Source organism: uncultured Psychroserpens sp., assembly GCF_947503375.1.
In the GTDB taxonomy this organism is placed as follows: domain Bacteria; phylum Bacteroidota; class Bacteroidia; order Flavobacteriales; family Flavobacteriaceae; genus Psychroserpens.
Genome location: NZ_CANNDQ010000008.1, coordinates 74,352 through 92,337 on the forward strand (window position 1 = coordinate 74,352; position 17,986 = coordinate 92,337).

A 17,986-nucleotide genomic window follows, 5' to 3' on the forward strand; every position below is an offset into this window, starting at 1 on the left:
AAAATAGTTATTTTTACTAACTCTAACGTATTGTATTTTATTTTGAATCACAAAAATTCTACATTATCGGCTTTGATAATTACCTATAACGAAATCGACCACATTGATGCGGTTATAGAACACTTAAATTTTGCTGATGAGATCATAGTGGTAGATTCTTATAGTACAGATGGTACTTTTGAAAGATTATCAGAGTTAGCTCATGTGAAGGTTATTCTACATGAATTTAAAAACTTTGCTGAGCAGCGTAACTTTGCCATTGAGCAAGCCACTTGTGAATGGATATTATTTATTGATGCCGACGAACGTTTACCAGAAGAATTACAACTTGAAATTATTGAAACAGTTAAAAAAGACACGTCTATTCAAGCTTATAAAATTCCAAGACGTTTTATGTTCAATGATAAAGTAATGCGTTACAGTGGACTACAAACAGATCGTGTATTTAGGCTTTTTAAAAAGGATATTGCCAAATACAGGGCAGATAAATTGGTACATGAACTTTTGGATTTTAAAGGTGATCATCGAATATTGAAACATGCTATGCTGCATTACTCATTTAGTGATTATGAAAGCTATAAGCGAAAAACAGAGCATTATGGACTACTTAAGGCTCAAGAGTTATTTAAAAATGGAAAGCGACCAAATTGGTTTCATTTTTACATAAGACCAGCTTATAAATTCTTAACTAATTATGTCTTTAGATTAGGGTTTTTAGATGGAAAAGAAGGTTATATCATTTGTACACTTAATGCCTACGGCGTATTTTTTAGATATAAAGCATTAGAGCAGTTATTTATTTCTGCGCCAAAATAAAATCTTGTTTTTAAGTTTGCGTTTTCTGTGATATCTATTTTGAAATGCTTCAGTTTCACTCCACATGATATCAAATATTGCATTGTAATCTTCTCCAGAGCATTTGGAATACTCATCACTCATGATCTCTACCATAAATTTATGTGTCGTTAGCTTTGAGAAGTTCTTAATTCGTGTTTCAAAATCTAACGTTTTGAATTCCATCCTATTTAAATCTACTAAAAAAAAGGCATAACTATCACCTTCCGTCTTGATTAACGTATTGCCAGGAGAATGGTCAAGAAAATGCACTTTTTTTTGATGAAGCTTATAAGTAAATCTTGTAAACGCACGTAAAATGGCTTCATGATTTGGATAATTAAAGTCTGTAGTTAACTCTCTGTAAGTTAGGTCACAATCTAGTTGCTGACTTATATAATAACTTTTTTTAAAAAGTAAAGGTGTTTTAAATTCATAATATGCTATAGGCTGAGGTGTACCTATATCCAAACTTTGAAGCCAATTTCCATATTCAAAAGAGCGTTGCGCTTTACTTTTTCTGAAAAAACGATACGCAATTTGATTAATTAAATTTGGAGTGCGAAACGACTTTACATTGATAGTCATTCCGTTAAGATCAAATAACTTGAGTGAATTTCTATCTTGATTACCGAAAGGTTCGCCTTTAGTATCAAAATGAGTGATGCAATCGGTTAATATTTCTGAATCTTTAGAAAAAGACGAATTGACCATATAATTCATATTACAATATTACAACTATATTTTATTTTAATTAAGTGATTAATTAGCAATTGAAATGCTTTTTTGATTAATTTGTAACAAATCCTTTTTGCATGAAAGAAATCCTTTTGGAGTCACATAATATTAGTAATTTATTCTTTGGTTTTGGGCAGTTTAACTATCATCTTATCGATGCGTTAAGTAAGCACGAAGAGCTGCTTAAAAAGAATGGCTTATCATTAACGTTATTGAGTAAAAACCCATCACAACTTGCTCAAGACTTTTCAAATGATTTTATCTATAAAAAATACCATTCTTTACAACGCAAACCACTATTTAGAATTAGAAAAAAATACGATCTCTGGCATTCATTAAATCAAAACACAAAAGTAGAACCTTATCATAGAATTCCTTATTTGTTAACGATTCATGATGTTAATTTTATGGAAGAAGTTACTGGTGATGATTTAGAAAAACGCAAGCAGCTATTTATTGAAAAGCTTAATCGTAGTCATGCTATCACTTATATTTCAAATTATGCGAAGGCAATGACCCATAAATATTTTGATGTTCCTAATGTGGATGAGTTCATTATCTATAATGGGAGCCCAACTAATGCTTTAGATATTCCAGAAAATTATCAACCAAAGATATTGCCAAAACAGCCTTATTTGTTTTCAATAGGTGAATTCCTAGAAAAAAAGAATTTTCACACTCTAGTAGAAATGTTAGTTCATTTACCAAATATTAGTTTGATTTTATCGGGTAAACAAACTACTTCTTATGGCAATACCATTAATAATTTAGTTGTGTCTTTGGGACTAGAAGATCGTGTGTTTGTTACAGGTAAAATAAGTGAACTTGACAAGAATTATTATTACAAGAACTGCTTAGCCTTTACTTTTCCTTCGTTGAGAGAGGGATTTGGCATTCCTCCTATTGAGGCTATGAAATATGGCAAACCTGTCTTTTTATCTAACAAGAGTTCGCTTCCTGAAGTTGGTGGCAAGCATGCATTTTATTGGAATCATTTCGACCCAGAGTATATGGCTAAAATAGTCACTGATGGCTTAGATGCATATTCAAAAGACCAAAACAATTACACCAAAAATTACATAACTCATGCTAACTCTTATGATTGGCAAAAAACAGCATTAGAATATATTTCAGTATATAACAGCTTACTTAAATAAAAATTTGAACCATTGTCCAAAGTTTTTGCCAAAGACGAAAAATTTAGATGGTAAAATATCTTTTCTCTTAAGCAAGTTTGTTTTAAGTTCAGCAATGTTCTGCCCCTTTATGAAGATAAGGTTTTTCCATTTTTCAGGTTCGATATAGAAAAAATTCTGCATACTCTTATAGTTTTCAGAGTTTACAGATTTCCATTTCGTCATGAATGAATCATTAACCTGAGTGTTATGTCCCCAATTTTCAAGTTTTTGTTCAAGTTCAGCTTCAGTTCTAGATAAGCATTCATGCAAAACAACATGCCTAGTATAAATAATTTGCTGCTTAGCTTTTCGTCCAACTCTATAATCTGGCTGATTTGTAGTAACCAAAACTCGTGTTGGCTCTTCAACCAAAAGATAACCATTATCAATTTTTTTGTACATATTGTATAAAAAAGCTGCTATTTGAATAGGTTTTTTGTTAGGCTCAAGCAATTCTTCCCGATCTTTTAGATCTTTGACAAACGATTTGAAATCAACAAAATATTCGTCTGCATCTAATTGAACGCACCAGTTATCTAAACCCATTTCTTGAGATAGCATCATGCGCTCTCTAACTTCGCATTCCATAGTGGTAAGACCTTTTACATAAAAGTTAGCTTTATAAATTACAATTTTATCTTTTATATCTATTTCTTCTATCCATTCAAAAAAACGGTTGTCAATTGAAAAGGTATCGCCTTTCCATGTCTTTAGGTTTTGATCAATAGCCAAAAAGATTTTATCTGCATCATCGTACACAAATGGGATTGCTTTTTTAAGCAATTCATAATCATAAGAAACTAAAAAACCGACATGGATTTTTTTCATAAGTTCAATCTATTGAAGTATTAATATGTTGAATAAAATTATTTTTTTACAAATATAATGTTAAGCTTTATAAATACTTACTTTTGCTATTGAAAACATAATTCTATGGCGCAGTTAACAGTAATCATGCCTGTTTATAATGGAGAAAACTATCTAGAAGAAGCTGTAGATAGTATTCTCAATCAAACCTTTACTGATTTTATATTATTAGTGCTAAATGACAATTCTACAGATAACACTAAATCTATTTTAGATACGTATTCAGAAAAAGATAAACGGTTAAAAGTTATACATAAAACGCAAAATGAAGGTCCGGCAAATTTGCGAAATGAAGGTATTAGTCTTGCAAACACACCTTATATTGCTCTGATGGATGCAGATGATATTGCTTTGCCTACTCGTTTTGAAAAACAATTAGATGTTTTGAAGAACAATACCAATATTGGTGTATGTGGTACATGGTTTACCATTTTTGGAGATAAAAAAGAAAAAACGATAAAACATGCAATCACACATGAGGCCTTAAAAGTTCAATTTTTGAATAGCTGTGGTATTGGTAATCCAACTGTTATGTTTAAAGCTTCTGCCGTTGAAGATTTGAAATTTGAACATCAATATGTTCCAGCTGAAGATTATGGGTTTTGGAGTGAGGCTATTAAAACAACAGAATTCTATAATATTCCTGAGGCTTTGCTACGCTATAGATGGCACCCTAATAACATAAGCCAAACCAAAGAGGAAAACTTAAGAAAAGCAGAAGTGTCAATCAAGAAAAAACAATTGGAATCTTTTGGCGTTGATGATGATGTGATCCATATGGAAAGCTTCTTAAATGCGGTATCATTAAAGCGTAAACTTTCGCCTGATGCCATAATATCTACCATTGAAGCTTCAAAGAAATTAAGAATGAGAAATGCTAAAATCAATTATTATAATCAAGGTGTGTTTGAAGCTCACATAAACAGAACCATTGTTAGAACCATAAGAAATGCAAGTTCCTATAACCTAGAGTTTTTTAAATACTTAAAAAATAAGTCAGGTTATTTTAATCAAATTCCAATCCTTGACAAGATCATTATATTCTTAAAAAGTCTATTTTAATAATTGTCTTTTAAAGTACTTAAACTTTGTTCTCAAGCTCGCATGTTTAAAATAAGTTCTCATAAATTTAAGCTGTGCGTCTGTCAACATCTCCCCTTTATTCTTAAGCTTTAGTGCTCCAAAAGCTGCAGCATTACCTAACGAGTTGAGTACTTTATACATGTTCTTGGTTCTTGCTTTTGGAATAAGCTCAATGATTTCTCTAATATTTAAATAAGAAGAATAATTTTTAAAATAATTAGATTTAAGCGCATAGACGCCTCCTTGGTGTTCACGATAGACAGCAGCAATAAAATTCATGAATATACCATCTCCATTTTGCAATAACATGGCATATAATGTATTGTCTTTAAAATATTCAAAATTATTTATAGCACTTATCATTAATGCAGACTTCTTGAAAACCACTGTTAGTGTGAGCGTGCAATAAGGCGAAAATATAGTATCAAAATTTATGATTCTGTTGGTTTCTTCAAAATTGAATTGATTTTCAACAAAATCAAATCCGTTAAAAGATTTATAATTGGTCCAAGACACTACGCAGCTCTGATTAGCTTCTAAAAAATCAATTTGTTTTTGTAGTTTCAAAGGATCTATCCAATAGTCATCACCTTCACAAAAGGCAATATAAGTTCCTGTTGACTGATAGAGATTGTACAAAAAATTAAAGCGTCCTGTAGGATTACCATGAACTTTGATGTTATTTTCTCTGTGATGAAGAAAGAGCTTTATCTTATCTGGATATTTTTCAGCATAAGTCATGCAGATGGCTCTAGTTTCATCAGTAGAAGCATCTTCTCCAAGTAATATCTCGAACGAAAATGTAGTTTCTTGAGCTAATAAACCATCAAGGCATTCCGCTATATAAGCTTCATGGTTATAAGTTTGAACACATATTGAAACCAAAGGGTTATCTGGTACTGTATTTTTATATGTTCTTACTTCTCTTTTTTGATATGTTTTTAAGAACGAATGAAAGTCCATCGCTAATTCCCTGAAGTTTTTCTATAAAACTTCGCAGGACTACCATACCAGATTTCATTAGCAGGCACATCATGTCTTACTTGTGAACATGCGCCAATTTCAACATTCTCGCCAATGGTTACTGCAGGCATAATGACTACATTCGCACCAAATTTGCTATTTCTTTTTAAAACACCTGTTTTCTTTTTGTCATTCTCATTGAGGTTTGGTGTATCTGTAACAACAAAGCCATACTTCATAATAACATAGTCTTCAACAATTGTATTTGCAGACAAAGTACATCGGCTTCCCATAGAAACATGGCTGCCTAATTTACAATTATCTCTAATTTCACAAAATGAAGTAAAACTACAATGGTCTCCCACTACTGCATTTTTTCCTACTTTAGTATAGGTTCCAACTTTAGTGTTTTCACCAACTTTAGCATGCTCTAAGACCATTGCATAATTTTCGATAGTAGTATTGTCCCCTATTTCGACGTGATCTTCAATAACGCAGAAATGACCAATTTTAACATTCTTACCAATTTTGGCAAGAGGTGATATATGTGATGTTTCCATAATTTAAAATTATATTAGTTGTTAAAGGGCTTTGGAGCGCCTTTCGGTTTGTGTTTATAATTTTCTGTTTTGATTACTTTTGCAGGAATTCCTGCAAGGGTACAATAGGCATCAGTAAAATTCTTATTTACCATTGCGCCAGCACCCACGATTGTATTTTGAGGTATAGTTATATTAGATGATATTATGCAAGCAGAGCCTAAAAAACTACGGTCGCCAATAACGGCATTACCAGCTAAACTTACATTATTAGCCATATGTACATGCGCTCCAATAATGGCTCCATGACCAATTTTTGTGCCATGTGCAATGACTGTTGATTTTCCTATAGTTGTACTTTCAGATAGAGAGCCTCTCACGATGGTAACATCTGTAGCTAAATGGCAATACGCTTCTATGATTACACCTCCCAATTGAGGTTGTCTCACACGTTCACCATTATTATCCCATATCCAAGCTAAACCTGGAGCTCCAATACAACTATGACTATCAATAAAAACATACTTTTTTATAACACTATTATCTTTCACAACGACATGACTTTCTAATATGACATGGTCTTCTATCTTACATTTTCCTATCACACAATAAGGACCAATACTTACATGATCTCCAATCGTTGCTTCTGGATGTATGATAGCAGTTTTATGTATTTCTGGATCGGCCTTAGTTGCAAAAAGCGTACATATCTTGTAATGAACCAATTGCGGATTCTCAACAATTATTAGTGTATTTTGAGTATTAAAAGCAGTATCAGTAATTACTATACTTTGCTCTATATTTGAAGCTAAATTAGTAGCATCTCCAACAATGTAATAAAGTCCATTCTTAATAATATGTTTCAAACTTGCTGGAAAAACATTTACACTATCATTAGCATTTATAACCTCATACTGAATCGTGTCTTTTTCTAAAAAATCTATGATGTGTTTTAATTTGATCATATCTGTTTTTTAACGATTTGGGTAATATGCTTGACTTCTTCTTCGGTTAAATCATAATATAATGGTAAACATAATATACGTTTAGAGATAGACTCTGAAATTTCCATGAGCTCTCCTTTTAAATAGGGTATAGTATTTAGCGACGGATAAAAATAACGTCTTGGAAAAATTTGATTTTCATTTAATGCGTTTTTCACTTTATGCAATTGTTCTTCAGATTTAAAGACCAAAGGAAAATAAGCATAATTGTAAACCGTATTATCAAGTATTTTTTGAAATTGCAAATCTTCGTTTTCTTTTAAAAGATCATAATATAGCCTATATAGCAATTCTCTTCTAGCTATGATCTTATCAAAATATGGAAGCACAGTTAATCCCATAGCAGCTTGAAATTCACTCATCTTTGCGTTTATACCTATTCCGTGAAAATGTTCTGGACCATCATGTCCAAAATTATGATGGTAATAGAGTTTATCATTTAAAGCATTGTCTTTTGTGAACAAAGCACCTCCTTCACCTGTATGAAATATTTTAGTGGCATGAAAACTACATGTACTTACTTCGCCATATTCAAAAATTGAGTTATCCTTATATGTTACACCAAAAGCATGTGCAGCATCATAAATCACTTTTATATTGTATTTCTTTGCTAGTTGGGCAATAGCGTCAATATTACAAGGGTTTCCAAATACATGAGTTGCGATAATAGCAGTAGTTTTATCGTTTATTTTTGCTTCTATCTGTAAAGGATCAATATTAAACGTATCTACTTCAATATCTGCAAAAACTGGTGTACAAGATTCCCAAGCAATGCATGAAGAAGTCGCAATATAACTGAATGGTGTAGTGATAATTTCACCCTTTAGATCTAATGCTTTAATTGCAATTTGTAATGGCAAAGTACCATTAGTTGTAGCAATGATATTAGTAATCTTGAATTTCGTCTTGATTTTCTCTTCTAATTGCTTTACCAATTCCCCTCTATTAGTTACCCAAGCTTTATCCCAAGATAATTTCAAAATGGCATTGTATTCTGCTTGGTCAGGAAGAAATGATTTTGTTACATTTATCATTAAGAAAAAAAACGTTTTTTTTAAATTGTTAAACAAAGATAAATTGTTTACACTTGATGAACAATTAATACTTTAACATAATTTAACAAAATATGAACAATGTGTTAAAAATCTTAAAAAATGGAGGCATAATTCTCTATCCAACAGACACTGTTTGGGGAATTGGTTGTGATGCTACAAATTTTGATGCAGTGCAAAAGATCTTTGAACTCAAAAAAAGAGCAGAAAGCAAAAGCATGATTTGCCTTGTTAATACAATAGAAATGCTTAAAACGCATGTAGAACCTCTACCAGAAGCTGCATTAGATATTATAAATAAAGCTAAAAAACCTACCACTATAATTTACGATAATCCTATTGGAGTAGCCCACAATTTAATAGCAGATGATGATACGCTAGCTATTAGACTTGTAAAGCATGACTTTTGTGAAACACTTATTGAAAAGCTTGGTCATCCATTGGTTTCGACATCTGCAAATATTAGTGGCCAACCTACGCCAACAAGCTTTAAAGAAATTAGCGAAGACATTATAAAAGGTGTTGACTATGTTGTAGATTTGCCAAATGATGAGGTAAAAAACAATAAACCATCATCTATAATCAAATTAAGCAACGATGGTAATATTTTAGTTATAAGAGAATAAACTATAATTTGTATCACTTCTTAAGAAAGGCATTAGGAGTTTCAAAAAATGAATTACAAAGAGGCACTTCAAAACGATATATTCAAAATAATATCAGAATCAGCTGAAGCATTAAATATAGATAGCTATGTAATTGGCGGATTTGTGAGAGACTATCTTTTAAATAGAGGGACTCACAAAGATATTGATATTGTTGCTATAGGTAGTGGCATTACCTTAGCCAAACATGTATCTAAAAAACTACCAAATACACCTAAGGTTCAAGTATTTAAAACATATGGAACCGCTATGCTACCATTCAAGGATATGGACATCGAATTTGTTGGAGCAAGAAAGGAAAGCTACACCAAAGATAGCAGGAATCCTATAGTTGAAAATGGCACACTTGAAGACGACCAAAACCGAAGAGACTTCACTATTAATGCATTAGCTCTTGATTTAAATAAAACTAATTATGGTAATATCCTAGATCCCTTCAATGGCGTTGAAGATTTGAAAAACAAAATCATTCGTACACCATTAGATCCTGACATCACTTACAGTGATGATCCGTTGCGTATGATGAGAGCTATTCGTTTTGCAACCCAACTTAACTTTGAAATTGAACCTAAATCTTTAAAATCTATTTCTAAGAATAAAGAACGAATTAAGATCATTACTAAAGAACGTATCGTTGTAGAATTGAATAAAATTCTAGAAAGTGATACGCCTTCAATTGGGTTTTTACTTTTGGAAAAAACAGGACTACTTGATTACATATTACCTGAACTTACTGCATTAAAAGGAATAGATGAAATTGAAGGTCAGCGTCATAAAGACAATTTTTACCATACACTTGAAGTTGTAGATAACATTGCTAAACACACAGATAATGTTTGGTTACGTTGGGCAGCGCTTCTACATGATATAGGTAAAGCACCAACTAAGAAGTTTAATAAAAAAGTAGGTTGGACCTTCCATGCCCATGAATTTCAAGGCGCCAAAATGGTATACCATTTGTTCAAACGGCTGAAAATGCCTTTAAATGATAAAATGAAATTTGTTCAAAAAATGGTCTTTATGAGTTCAAGACCAATTGTCTTAGCGCAAGATATTGTAACTGATTCTGCAGTAAGACGTTTGATATTTGATGCTGGAGATTATGTTGAGGATCTCATGACACTTTGTGAGGCAGATATAACAACGAAAAATCCAAAGAAATTTCAAAAATACCATAATAATTTTAAGCTAGTTCGTCAAAAAATTGAAGAAGTTGAAGCTCGTGATCATTTGCGTAATTTTCAGCCACCTATTTCTGGTGAAGATATCATGAAAACATTTAATATAAAGCCATCTCGAGAAATAGGACAAATAAAAGAAGCTATAAAAGAAGCCATTTTAGAAGGTGATATTCCTAATGAATACGAAGCTGCATATCAGCTTATGATAAAAGAAGGTAATCGCTTAGGTCTCAACGTAAATTAGTTTACAGCCTTAAGACTTAAATCCATATTATAAACAGAGTGAGTCAATGCGCCTGAAGAAATGTAATCAACACCACATTCAGCATAACGTCTTACGGTTTTTTCGTTGATTCCTCCTGACGATTCAGTTAAGCATTGATCTCCAATACGTTTTACAGCTTCTCGCGTATCTTCATAGTTGAAGTTATCTATCAATATTCTATATATACCATCGGCTTGAAGTATTTCATCAATTTCATCAAGATTTCTTGCTTCAACTATAATTTTCAGATTACGATTGGTCGCTTTCAAATACTGCTTGGTTTTATTGATAGCTTTAGTAATCCCTCCTGAGAAATCTATATGATTGTCTTTAAGCATAATCATGTCATACAATGCAAATCTATGATTCTCTCCTCCTCCAATTTTTACAGCCCATTTCTCAAGAGCTCTAATACCTGGAGTCGTTTTTCTGGTATCTAATATTTTTGTTCCTGTTCCTTCCAACAAATCAACAAATTGTTTGGTCTTAGTGGCTATTGCACTCATACGTTGCATAGCATTAAGCACCAATCGTTCTGCTTTTAAAATAGATTGTGATGCACCTTCTACATAAAAAACTATATCGCCATACTTTACATCACTTCCGTCTTCAATTAAAGTTTCAACAGTCATATTGCTATCCACATAAGCAAATACTTGCTTTGCAAATTCAACACCAGCTATTACACCTTCAGCTTTTACGAGAAGTTTAGCTTTTCCTTTTGCTGATGCAGGAATACATGCTAAAGAACTGTGGTCGCCATCTCCAACATCTTCTCTAATGGCATTAGTAATTATAAGTTCAATTTCTTTGTTAAATTGTTGCTTAGTTATCATAAATAGTTTTAATTTATTAGCATTAAAATTGGCACATGAAAAAAGTATTCGTTTTAATTCTAGTATTGATTATATCTCTTCAGACTTATTCTCAAAACAAAAATAAAGTTAATTTATATTTTAATGAAGATTTCGAGAATATAAACCAATCTGAATTCAATTTAAGAAAGAATTGTTATCTCTTTTATGAAAAAAAAATTGAGACAGACACTACAATTGTTCATCACCTAAAACAGACTATCAAATTTGGCACACTCAATTCAAATGAATACAAACAACTAAGACTTATCTTATCAAAATCATATGGTATAGATGCTTCTTCTAATAAAACTTTAATCTTACAATATAAGGATACGCTGTTTGGTTTTTATGAGCGAAAAATTAAAAGTAAACCTTATATACATACAATACCAAATGGAGACACCTTAAATATATCGCTAACAAAAAGCTTATACATTAAACGTCGCAAGGTATTTGATGATTATCAAAAAAAATGCATCAGAAAAGTTTCTAAAAAAAACATTATCCCAATATACCTATATACTGAAAATGTTGGTTATAATTATGAAAATAAAAATGTTAATTGGAAAAAAGTTAATCGTATTGTTAAAAATATTTTCTTCAATAATGGAGCTACTATGATATATTTGAAATCAAACGGCGATTACTTTAGCTTTACCGAATGGTATAGGGATAAGACTGAATCTCTTTTATATAGTAATGATTGGTCTAAACCCATGAGTGATTATTCAAAAATACTGAATACATTGAGTCAAGTTCCTATTGGTTTCTTCAATCATAAAACTAAGCGTACAAATTCATCATCAACTTATAGATTACCACTAAATTCAAATAAAGAAGATTTTAGAAGAGCACATATAAGCCACCAATTAAATAGCGTAAAAAGTGATTGTTATTTATACTCAGCATATTAATGATATTTAACAGAAACTTAATATAGTTAGTTTTTAAATTAGAGGTAAAAAGAATGACAATAAAACTTCTTGCGATAGGCAAAACTGATAACAAGCAACTACAATCACTAATTGAAGATTATCAAAAGCGGTTGGGTTTTTATGTAAAATTTGAATTTGAAATCATACCAGATCTAAAAAAAGTAAAACACCTTACTGAAAATCAACAAAAACAAAAAGAAGGTGAATTGATCTTAAACAAGTTGAATACTTCTGATGTGATAATTTTATTGGATGAGAATGGCAAACAATTAGACTCTGTTGCGTTTTCGCAATATTTGCAAAAGCATATGAATTCTGGCATTAAGCAATTGGTTTTTATAATTGGTGGTCCATATGGGTTTTCTTCAGAAATCTATCAAAAAGCAAATGGGAAACTATCATTTTCAAAAATGACCTTTTCCCATCAAATGATTCGTTTATTTGTTGTTGAACAGTTGTATAGAGGTTTTACTATATTGCGTAACGAACCTTACCACCATCAGTAATCATTATTCCAACCAAAGGCTTTTAATATAGGCTTCATTGTTCATCAGTCGTCCTAAAATTTTTATACAGCTTCATCTACTGTTTTTTGACTTCCGTTGGCTAAATCAATTCTATAACGAACATATTGTTTAGTGCATAAAAAAAAAGCCCTGTTGAATTCTATAAGGCCTATGTTACAAAAGCATAAAACACTAATAGGTTTTATAAATCTCTTTTCGTTTCTTAAGCTGTCGTTCTAGATCACTTATGGTTTCTCTAACGGCAACTTCATATTGAGCTTCGTCAGAAGTGGCAAATATTCGAGGTCCAGGTAAACTCAACTCAATATCACAGATCTTACCTTTGGTATGATTATTTTCATCTTGTTTGAATCTAACAGTAGCTCCAATCAAAAATTCATACCTATTAAATAATTTGCTCAACTTCTCTTCAGTAAATGTGTTTAATGTTTCACTAATATCTACGTTTATATATCTAATATTCACACTCATAATCGCACTTATTTTTAGGTTAATTTCGTTATACTAATTTACGAAATATTGATGAATTTTTAAGATAAAAAACTCTTAAAGATTTGGTAATTTATTAGCTAATTATAGAAGGCATTTTCATCAACTACAATAGTGGTCAATTCAACAGTATGCCCATCAGGATCTTTAGTATATATTGAATGAAAATAATGATGGTCTTGAACATTGAAGTCTAATCCTAGTTTTGAATAATGCTGCTTAGCATTCTCAAAATTTTCATTGGTAACATTAAAAGCAAAATGATCAATTTTTACCTGTTTAGAATTTAGGTCTATAGCTTTATCATCCAATTTAGCTGGAAAAATGGCGATACCTGTTTTTCCTGAAAGCATGAAAACCGGAAACGCACCCCATTCTGAAAGTTGATACTTCTTAAGTCCGAGTACTGTTTCATACCATAAAACAGAAGCATCAATATCTTTTACTCGAATTGCGACGTGGTCTAAAAAGTTAAGCGCTATCTTAGATGTATACATAACATGTTTGTTTTTAATTTAGTGAATTTAGTTTTTATTTTTGGCAAATTCAATATTAAACTATCTTCGTAGTCAAATTCTATATATGCAACTTGTATTCGCAACCAATAATCAGAACAAATTAAAAGAAGTACAATCGTTGATGCCAAAACACATCAAACTCTTAAGCCTAAAAGACATTGGTTGTTTTGAAGATATACCAGAAACCCAATTAACTATTGAAGGGAATGCCATTCAAAAGGCAGAATACGTTAAGCAACAGTATGGCTACGATTGCTTTGCAGATGATACAGGCTTAGAAGTTGAAGCCCTCAATGGTGAACCTGGCGTTTATAGTGCGCGATATGCAGGTAAGCAACGTGATGCTAATGCAAATATGAACATGTTACTAGCTAATTTAAAGGGCAACACCAATAGAAAAGCACAATTTAAAACGGTAATTGCTTTACACCTCAATAACAAAACAGAAACGTTCACAGGTATTTGTAAAGGTGAGATCACAACTGTTAAGTATGGCGACAAGGGCTTTGGTTACGACCCAATATTTAAAGCTGAAGGTTATATCAAAACCTTTGCAGAAATTTCTTTAGAAGAAAAAAACAAAATAGGACATCGAGGTATGGCTGTAAGATTTTTAGTAAACAAATTGTTTGAACATAATGTTTAAGTGGGAAGTCATATCCAAATCAAGAACTAACCTTTTAATTTGTTATCCTTAGGTAATATTCTTAAGGAATAAATTCCAATATATAAGAATAAATTCCATTGAATAACCGTAGCTAACTGCCCTTTGAAAAGAAATGGTATAAGAAGAAAAATGAATAGTTTATTTTTTTTCAACACAGTTGTAAAAATCCATAACCCGTAAATTATCAGATGCAGCCTGAATGAAATATTCAAAACTAAGGTGTTTATCAAATGAAAAAGTATAGCAATCACCAAATAAATTCGCCATGATTTACGACTATATAAAAGAAAGAATATACCACACATTTCAAATATTACAGCACTATAATCCATCAATTCTTTAATCCATATTGGTATATTAAAAAAATATGGCGCAAGTAATTTATTTCTTCCCAAATTAAAATAACCACTGTAAAACCAACTCAAAATACCACTAGTACCAAAATTGAAATCAAACCAATTAATTAGTTTTTCATATCCTGCAGTAAAAAAAGCAAATACAATCAGTAAAGAGTAGATAGTAACATACCAATCACAATTTTTATTGGGTTCATCTTTTAGTATTGCCCTTCTAGTACCTAAGTTTAAAAAAGCACATAAATACAAGAACAATATAAATAGAAACGTGTGATCAATTTTTCCAAACCCATATGCGAAAGCATTATTTATAATCAATAATGTTGCTAAAAGAATAAAAGAAACTCTTGTTTTAACTCCAAGAATAATTAGACTTATTAAACCAAGTATTAAATAATCTGTTATAATAAAAAAATTATCATTTGGCAATTCATTGAATAAATTTCCAATACTCAAGACATGTGGTCTAAAAAAGCCACTTGGAATCTCTGCTAGCCATGAGTATTGAGGTCGAAAAACTAACAACAAAAATAATCCAACAAATATTCTATATCCATAAATTTTCTAAATCAATTTTAGTGTTAACTTTGAGCCTAAAATAGATTTTTCTTAAAAAATCATTAATGTAGACCATAAAGCTTTTCTTTAATCAATTCTTTGTTTATGATTTTTTTTTGGCTAATACTATATTTTATAGTAAAATGTTTAATTGCGAAGCTATCTTTTTTGTAGCCTAAAATAGCCAAACGCTCTTTAATCCAATCCTTACTTTCACTAACAGATGCATCATTATATGTATTTTTCCAGATAAGCTTTTGGTTAATTAGTGGAAGATTAACTTTTTTATTGAATTTCTTTAAGCCAAAATGTGTTTGTGATATAGCACCAAAATACCAATGAGGTATAGTACCCATAAACTTTCTTGTTTCAATTTTCTGCCAACCATTCTTTATTGCCCATACTTCAATATTACGCGTAGTAACAGTATCATTACTTGTTTCGACAATAGTTGCACCTGATGGAAAAATTATAGCTGGATAAATTTCTAATTTGTCAGCCTTTAACCTCAAAGCAAAGGGAACAAACGTAATAATAAACAGGAATATACTTATAAAAATATAATTGTATTTACGCATTAAATCTGTAATAACTCTTTAAGTAAATATATTAAAAAGATTTTCCTTAAACAGGCAATTATGCCTATTAATACACAAAACATTGATTATCCAAATAATAGTCTATCTTTGCACCTTGAAAAAATCTTTAGTAGAGATTTTATAAATTCCTCAGCGTGAGGATGTGTTACCAAGAAGTTTGGTTTTTAAGTATGTCGATTCGCTTCTTATGTAACACTATAGCACATAATCGAATACTTATTACAAGAAAGAATGAGCACATTCAAAGAACTCGGTCTTAATGAAGACCTATTGCATGCTATTAACGATCTAGGATTTGAAACACCTAGTGATGTTCAAGCAAAAGCCATCCCACTTTTATTAGAAAAAGAATCAGATCTTGTAGCCTTAGCGCAAACAGGTACTGGTAAAACAGCTGCTTTTGGTTTTCCAATGCTACAGAAAATAAATGTAGATAGCAGAACCACTCAAGGTCTTATACTCTCACCTACGCGTGAACTATGCTTACAAATTACCAATGAGCTTAAGCTTTATGGAAAATATTATAAAGGTCTCAATGTTACAGCCATTTATGGAGGTGCAAGCATTACCGACCAAGCACGACAAGTAAAGCGTGGCGCACAAATTATTGTTGCCACTCCTGGTCGTATGAAAGACATGATCAGTAGAAATATGGTTGATATTTCTAAAATTGAATATTCCGTTTTAGATGAAGCCGACGAAATGCTGAATATGGGATTTTATGAAGATATTACTGAAATCTTATCGCATACGCCTAATGATAAGAATACATGGCTATTTTCAGCAACAATGCCAAAAGAAGTTGCAAGAATTGCAAGAGATTTCATGCACGATCCAATAGAGATCACTGTAGGTAATAAAAATGAAAGCACCAATCAAGTATCTCATGAGTATTATTTAGTGAATGCTCGCGATCGCTATCAAGCTCTAAAACGCTTAGCTGATGCAAATCCAGATATCTTTTCTGTAATCTTTTGTCGTACCAAACGTGATACACAAAAAGTAGCTGAAAACTTAATAGAAGATGGTTACAGCGCTGGTGCGTTACATGGCGATTTAAGTCAGAATCAACGAGACTTGGTAATGAAATCGTTTAGAAACAAACAGATACAAATGCTTGTAGCTACAGATGTGGCTGCTCGTGGTATTGATGTCGACGATATTACACACGTGATTAATTATCAATTACCAGACGAGATAGAAACCTATACACATCGTTCTGGACGAACAGGTAGAGCTGGTAAAACTGGTGTTTCAATGGTTATTGTTTCTAAAAGTGAAGTTCGAAAGATTAAAAGCATTGAACGCATTATAAAGAAACAGTTTGAGAAAAAGGAAATTCCTAGTGGAATAGAAATTTGTGAAGTGCAACTGATGTCGCTTGCCAATAAGATCCACAATACAGAAATCAATCACGAAATTGACAAATATCTAGATAGCATCAATGCGCTTTTTGCAGATGCTGACAAAGATGAATTGATTAAAAAGTTCTTTTCTGTAGAATTCACACGATTCTTTAATTACTATCAAAAGACTAAAGATCTTAATGTAAGTGATTCTTCTCGCGGAAGTGAACGCGAAAGTAGTAGCGGAAATGAAACACGTTATTTCATTAATGTAGGTCGCAAAGACGGTTATGACTGGATGAAGCTTAAAGATTTCTTGAAAGAAGTATTAGAGTTAGGGCGTGATGATGTCTTTAAAGTGGATGTAAAGGATAGTTTTTCATTCTTTAATACTGAGAAAGAGAATCAAGAAAAGGTATTAGCCTTTTTTACAGATTTTAAATATAACGGAAGGTTTGTCAACGTAGAAGTGAGTGAAGACAGAGGAAGAAGTCGTGGCGGACGTTCAGGTGGTAAACGCCATGATGGTGGAAATCGCAGACGAAATGATGATAGACCAAGAAGCGAAAGACGTTCTTCAGGAAGACGAAGTGATTCTGGGAGCAGAAATGACAGAAGAAATTCAAGTTACTCTGAAAGTTCAGGCAATAGAAAGGACAGACGTAGTTCTAGCGAATCTAGACCAAGACGATCTGATGGTAAACCACTATCAGACAGACCAAGACGTTCTAGACGTCGTGATTAATAAAAAAGCCTCAAAACTAA

At 31.7% G+C, this 17,986-nt stretch carries 20 protein-coding genes; 9 read left to right on the forward strand and 11 right to left on the reverse strand.

Annotation, left to right across the window (positions count from 1 at the left end; all coding sequences use genetic code 11):
- The first annotated feature begins 42 nt into the window (after positions 1 to 42).
- Positions 43 to 816, forward strand: coding sequence for a glycosyltransferase family 2 protein (locus tag Q0876_RS13735; RefSeq protein ID WP_299228821.1), 774 nt, complete (start codon positions 43 to 45; stop codon positions 814 to 816).
- Here Q0876_RS13735 and Q0876_RS13740 read toward each other — a convergent pair.
- The gene (locus Q0876_RS13740; RefSeq protein ID WP_367276654.1) at positions 793 to 1,548 is read right to left on the reverse strand and encodes a lipopolysaccharide kinase InaA family protein; all 756 of its coding nucleotides are present in this window, start codon (positions 1,546 to 1,548) and stop codon (positions 793 to 795) included. The two genes, Q0876_RS13735 and Q0876_RS13740, sit on opposite strands and share 24 nt — an antisense overlap.
- 101 nt (positions 1,549 to 1,649) lie before the next feature.
- Here Q0876_RS13740 and Q0876_RS13745 point away from each other — a divergent pair, with 101 nt between their 5' ends.
- On the forward strand, positions 1,650 to 2,729 hold the full coding sequence (locus tag Q0876_RS13745; protein WP_299228825.1) for a glycosyltransferase family 1 protein: 1,080 nt from the start codon (positions 1,650 to 1,652) through the stop codon (positions 2,727 to 2,729).
- On the opposite strand, the gene Q0876_RS13750 is transcribed toward Q0876_RS13745, so the two are convergent.
- Positions 2,718 to 3,578 (reverse strand): hypothetical protein, encoded by an 861-nt coding sequence (locus Q0876_RS13750; protein ID WP_299228827.1) that lies wholly within the window; start codon positions 3,576 to 3,578, stop codon positions 2,718 to 2,720. The two genes, Q0876_RS13745 and Q0876_RS13750, sit on opposite strands and share 12 nt — an antisense overlap.
- A 105-nt stretch (positions 3,579 to 3,683) precedes the next feature.
- Between Q0876_RS13750 and Q0876_RS13755 the strand changes: the two genes are divergently transcribed.
- On the forward strand, positions 3,684 to 4,679 hold the full coding sequence (locus tag Q0876_RS13755; protein ID WP_299228829.1) for a glycosyltransferase family 2 protein: 996 nt from the start codon (positions 3,684 to 3,686) through the stop codon (positions 4,677 to 4,679).
- On the opposite strand, the gene Q0876_RS13760 is transcribed toward Q0876_RS13755, so the two are convergent.
- From Q0876_RS13760 to Q0876_RS13775, 4 genes are read right to left on the reverse strand one after another with little or no spacing between them, the layout of a single operon-like run.
- The gene (locus Q0876_RS13760; protein ID WP_299228831.1) at positions 4,671 to 5,663 is read right to left on the reverse strand and encodes a glycosyltransferase; all 993 of its coding nucleotides are present in this window, start codon (positions 5,661 to 5,663) and stop codon (positions 4,671 to 4,673) included. The two genes, Q0876_RS13755 and Q0876_RS13760, sit on opposite strands and share 9 nt — an antisense overlap.
- A gap of 2 nt (positions 5,664 to 5,665) precedes the next feature.
- On the reverse strand, positions 5,666 to 6,223 hold the full coding sequence (locus tag Q0876_RS13765; protein ID WP_299228833.1) for a DapH/DapD/GlmU-related protein: 558 nt from the start codon (positions 6,221 to 6,223) through the stop codon (positions 5,666 to 5,668).
- 14 nt (positions 6,224 to 6,237) lie between these two features.
- Positions 6,238 to 7,167, reverse strand: coding sequence for a hypothetical protein (locus tag Q0876_RS13770; RefSeq protein ID WP_299228835.1), 930 nt, complete (start codon positions 7,165 to 7,167; stop codon positions 6,238 to 6,240).
- Positions 7,164 to 8,240: a DegT/DnrJ/EryC1/StrS aminotransferase family protein gene (locus tag Q0876_RS13775; protein ID WP_299228836.1), complete on the reverse strand. Its 1,077-nt coding sequence runs from the start codon at positions 8,238 to 8,240 to the stop codon at positions 7,164 to 7,166. Before Q0876_RS13775 ends, Q0876_RS13770 begins: the two co-directional genes overlap by 4 nt.
- 92 nt (positions 8,241 to 8,332) lie before the next feature.
- Here Q0876_RS13775 and Q0876_RS13780 point away from each other — a divergent pair, with 92 nt between their 5' ends.
- Both Q0876_RS13780 and Q0876_RS13785 read left to right on the forward strand, forming a co-directional pair.
- On the forward strand, positions 8,333 to 8,884 hold the full coding sequence (locus Q0876_RS13780) for an L-threonylcarbamoyladenylate synthase (RefSeq protein WP_299228837.1): 552 nt from the start codon (positions 8,333 to 8,335) through the stop codon (positions 8,882 to 8,884).
- A 48-nt stretch (positions 8,885 to 8,932) separates the two neighbouring features.
- Positions 8,933 to 10,348 (forward strand): HD domain-containing protein, encoded by a 1,416-nt coding sequence (locus Q0876_RS13785; protein ID WP_299228838.1) that lies wholly within the window; start codon positions 8,933 to 8,935, stop codon positions 10,346 to 10,348.
- On the opposite strand, the gene nadC is transcribed toward Q0876_RS13785, so the two are convergent.
- Positions 10,345 to 11,205, reverse strand: a complete 861-nt coding sequence (gene nadC, locus Q0876_RS13790; protein WP_299228840.1) for a carboxylating nicotinate-nucleotide diphosphorylase — start codon at positions 11,203 to 11,205, stop codon at positions 10,345 to 10,347. The two genes, Q0876_RS13785 and nadC, sit on opposite strands and share 4 nt — an antisense overlap.
- A gap of 35 nt (positions 11,206 to 11,240) precedes the next feature.
- Here nadC and Q0876_RS13795 point away from each other — a divergent pair, with 35 nt between their 5' ends.
- Positions 11,241 to 12,140 carry a hypothetical protein gene (locus Q0876_RS13795; RefSeq protein ID WP_299228842.1) on the forward strand — a complete coding sequence of 300 codons (900 nt, stop codon included), beginning with the start codon at positions 11,241 to 11,243 and terminating at the stop codon, positions 12,138 to 12,140.
- 53 nt (positions 12,141 to 12,193) lie between these two features.
- Positions 12,194 to 12,667, forward strand: coding sequence for a 23S rRNA (pseudouridine(1915)-N(3))-methyltransferase RlmH (gene rlmH / locus Q0876_RS13800; RefSeq protein ID WP_299228844.1), 474 nt, complete (start codon positions 12,194 to 12,196; stop codon positions 12,665 to 12,667).
- A 192-nt stretch (positions 12,668 to 12,859) separates the two neighbouring features.
- Here rlmH and raiA read toward each other — a convergent pair whose 3' ends face one another.
- Both raiA and Q0876_RS13810 read right to left on the reverse strand, forming a co-directional pair.
- On the reverse strand, positions 12,860 to 13,159 hold the full coding sequence (raiA, locus tag Q0876_RS13805; RefSeq protein ID WP_299228846.1) for a ribosome-associated translation inhibitor RaiA: 300 nt from the start codon (positions 13,157 to 13,159) through the stop codon (positions 12,860 to 12,862).
- A 98-nt stretch (positions 13,160 to 13,257) separates the two neighbouring features.
- Positions 13,258 to 13,674, reverse strand: a complete 417-nt coding sequence (locus Q0876_RS13810; RefSeq protein WP_299228848.1) for a VOC family protein — start codon at positions 13,672 to 13,674, stop codon at positions 13,258 to 13,260.
- An 85-nt stretch (positions 13,675 to 13,759) separates the two neighbouring features.
- On the opposite strand from Q0876_RS13810, the gene Q0876_RS13815 reads away from it, so the two are divergent.
- Positions 13,760 to 14,341, forward strand: coding sequence for a non-canonical purine NTP diphosphatase (locus tag Q0876_RS13815; protein ID WP_299228851.1), 582 nt, complete (start codon positions 13,760 to 13,762; stop codon positions 14,339 to 14,341).
- Between the two features lie 26 nt (positions 14,342 to 14,367).
- Here Q0876_RS13815 and Q0876_RS13820 read toward each other — a convergent pair whose 3' ends face one another.
- Complete coding sequence (locus Q0876_RS13820) at positions 14,368 to 15,174, reverse strand: hypothetical protein (RefSeq protein ID WP_299228852.1); 807 nt, start codon at positions 15,172 to 15,174, stop codon at positions 14,368 to 14,370.
- A gap of 164 nt (positions 15,175 to 15,338) precedes the next feature.
- Entirely contained in the window at positions 15,339 to 15,788 is a 450-nt protein-coding gene (locus Q0876_RS13825; RefSeq protein ID WP_299228854.1) for a hypothetical protein, read from the reverse strand.
- Positions 15,789 to 16,106: 318 nt separating this feature from the next.
- Here Q0876_RS13825 and Q0876_RS13830 point away from each other — a divergent pair, with 318 nt between their 5' ends.
- Positions 16,107 to 17,966, forward strand: a complete 1,860-nt coding sequence (locus Q0876_RS13830) for a DEAD/DEAH box helicase (protein WP_299228856.1) — start codon at positions 16,107 to 16,109, stop codon at positions 17,964 to 17,966.
- Positions 17,967 to 17,986 lie beyond the last annotated feature (20 nt).

Coding starts and splice junctions, on each gene's coding strand:
- Q0876_RS13740 (WP_367276654.1), bottom strand. CDS start 1,548: ATGGTCAATTCGTCTTTTTCTAAAGATTCAGAAATATTAACCGATTGC.
- Q0876_RS13745 (WP_299228825.1), top strand. CDS start 1,650: ATGAAAGAAATCCTTTTGGAGTCACATAATATTAGTAATTTATTCTTT.
- Q0876_RS13750 (WP_299228827.1), bottom strand. CDS start 3,578: ATGAAAAAAATCCATGTCGGTTTTTTAGTTTCTTATGATTATGAATTG.
- Q0876_RS13755 (WP_299228829.1), top strand. CDS start 3,684: ATGGCGCAGTTAACAGTAATCATGCCTGTTTATAATGGAGAAAACTAT.
- Q0876_RS13760 (WP_299228831.1), bottom strand. CDS start 5,663: ATGGACTTTCATTCGTTCTTAAAAACATATCAAAAAAGAGAAGTAAGA.
- Q0876_RS13765 (WP_299228833.1), bottom strand. CDS start 6,223: ATGGAAACATCACATATATCACCTCTTGCCAAAATTGGTAAGAATGTT.
- Q0876_RS13770 (WP_299228835.1), bottom strand. CDS start 7,167: ATGATCAAATTAAAACACATCATAGATTTTTTAGAAAAAGACACGATT.
- Q0876_RS13775 (WP_299228836.1), bottom strand. CDS start 8,240: ATGATAAATGTAACAAAATCATTTCTTCCTGACCAAGCAGAATACAAT.
- Q0876_RS13780 (WP_299228837.1), top strand. CDS start 8,333: ATGAACAATGTGTTAAAAATCTTAAAAAATGGAGGCATAATTCTCTAT.
- Q0876_RS13785 (WP_299228838.1), top strand. CDS start 8,933: ATGAATTACAAAGAGGCACTTCAAAACGATATATTCAAAATAATATCA.
- nadC (WP_299228840.1), bottom strand. CDS start 11,205: ATGATAACTAAGCAACAATTTAACAAAGAAATTGAACTTATAATTACT.
- Q0876_RS13795 (WP_299228842.1), top strand. CDS start 11,241: ATGAAAAAAGTATTCGTTTTAATTCTAGTATTGATTATATCTCTTCAG.
- rlmH (WP_299228844.1), top strand. CDS start 12,194: ATGACAATAAAACTTCTTGCGATAGGCAAAACTGATAACAAGCAACTA.
- raiA (WP_299228846.1), bottom strand. CDS start 13,159: ATGAGTGTGAATATTAGATATATAAACGTAGATATTAGTGAAACATTA.
- Q0876_RS13810 (WP_299228848.1), bottom strand. CDS start 13,674: ATGTATACATCTAAGATAGCGCTTAACTTTTTAGACCACGTCGCAATT.
- Q0876_RS13815 (WP_299228851.1), top strand. CDS start 13,760: ATGCAACTTGTATTCGCAACCAATAATCAGAACAAATTAAAAGAAGTA.
- Q0876_RS13830 (WP_299228856.1), top strand. CDS start 16,107: ATGAGCACATTCAAAGAACTCGGTCTTAATGAAGACCTATTGCATGCT.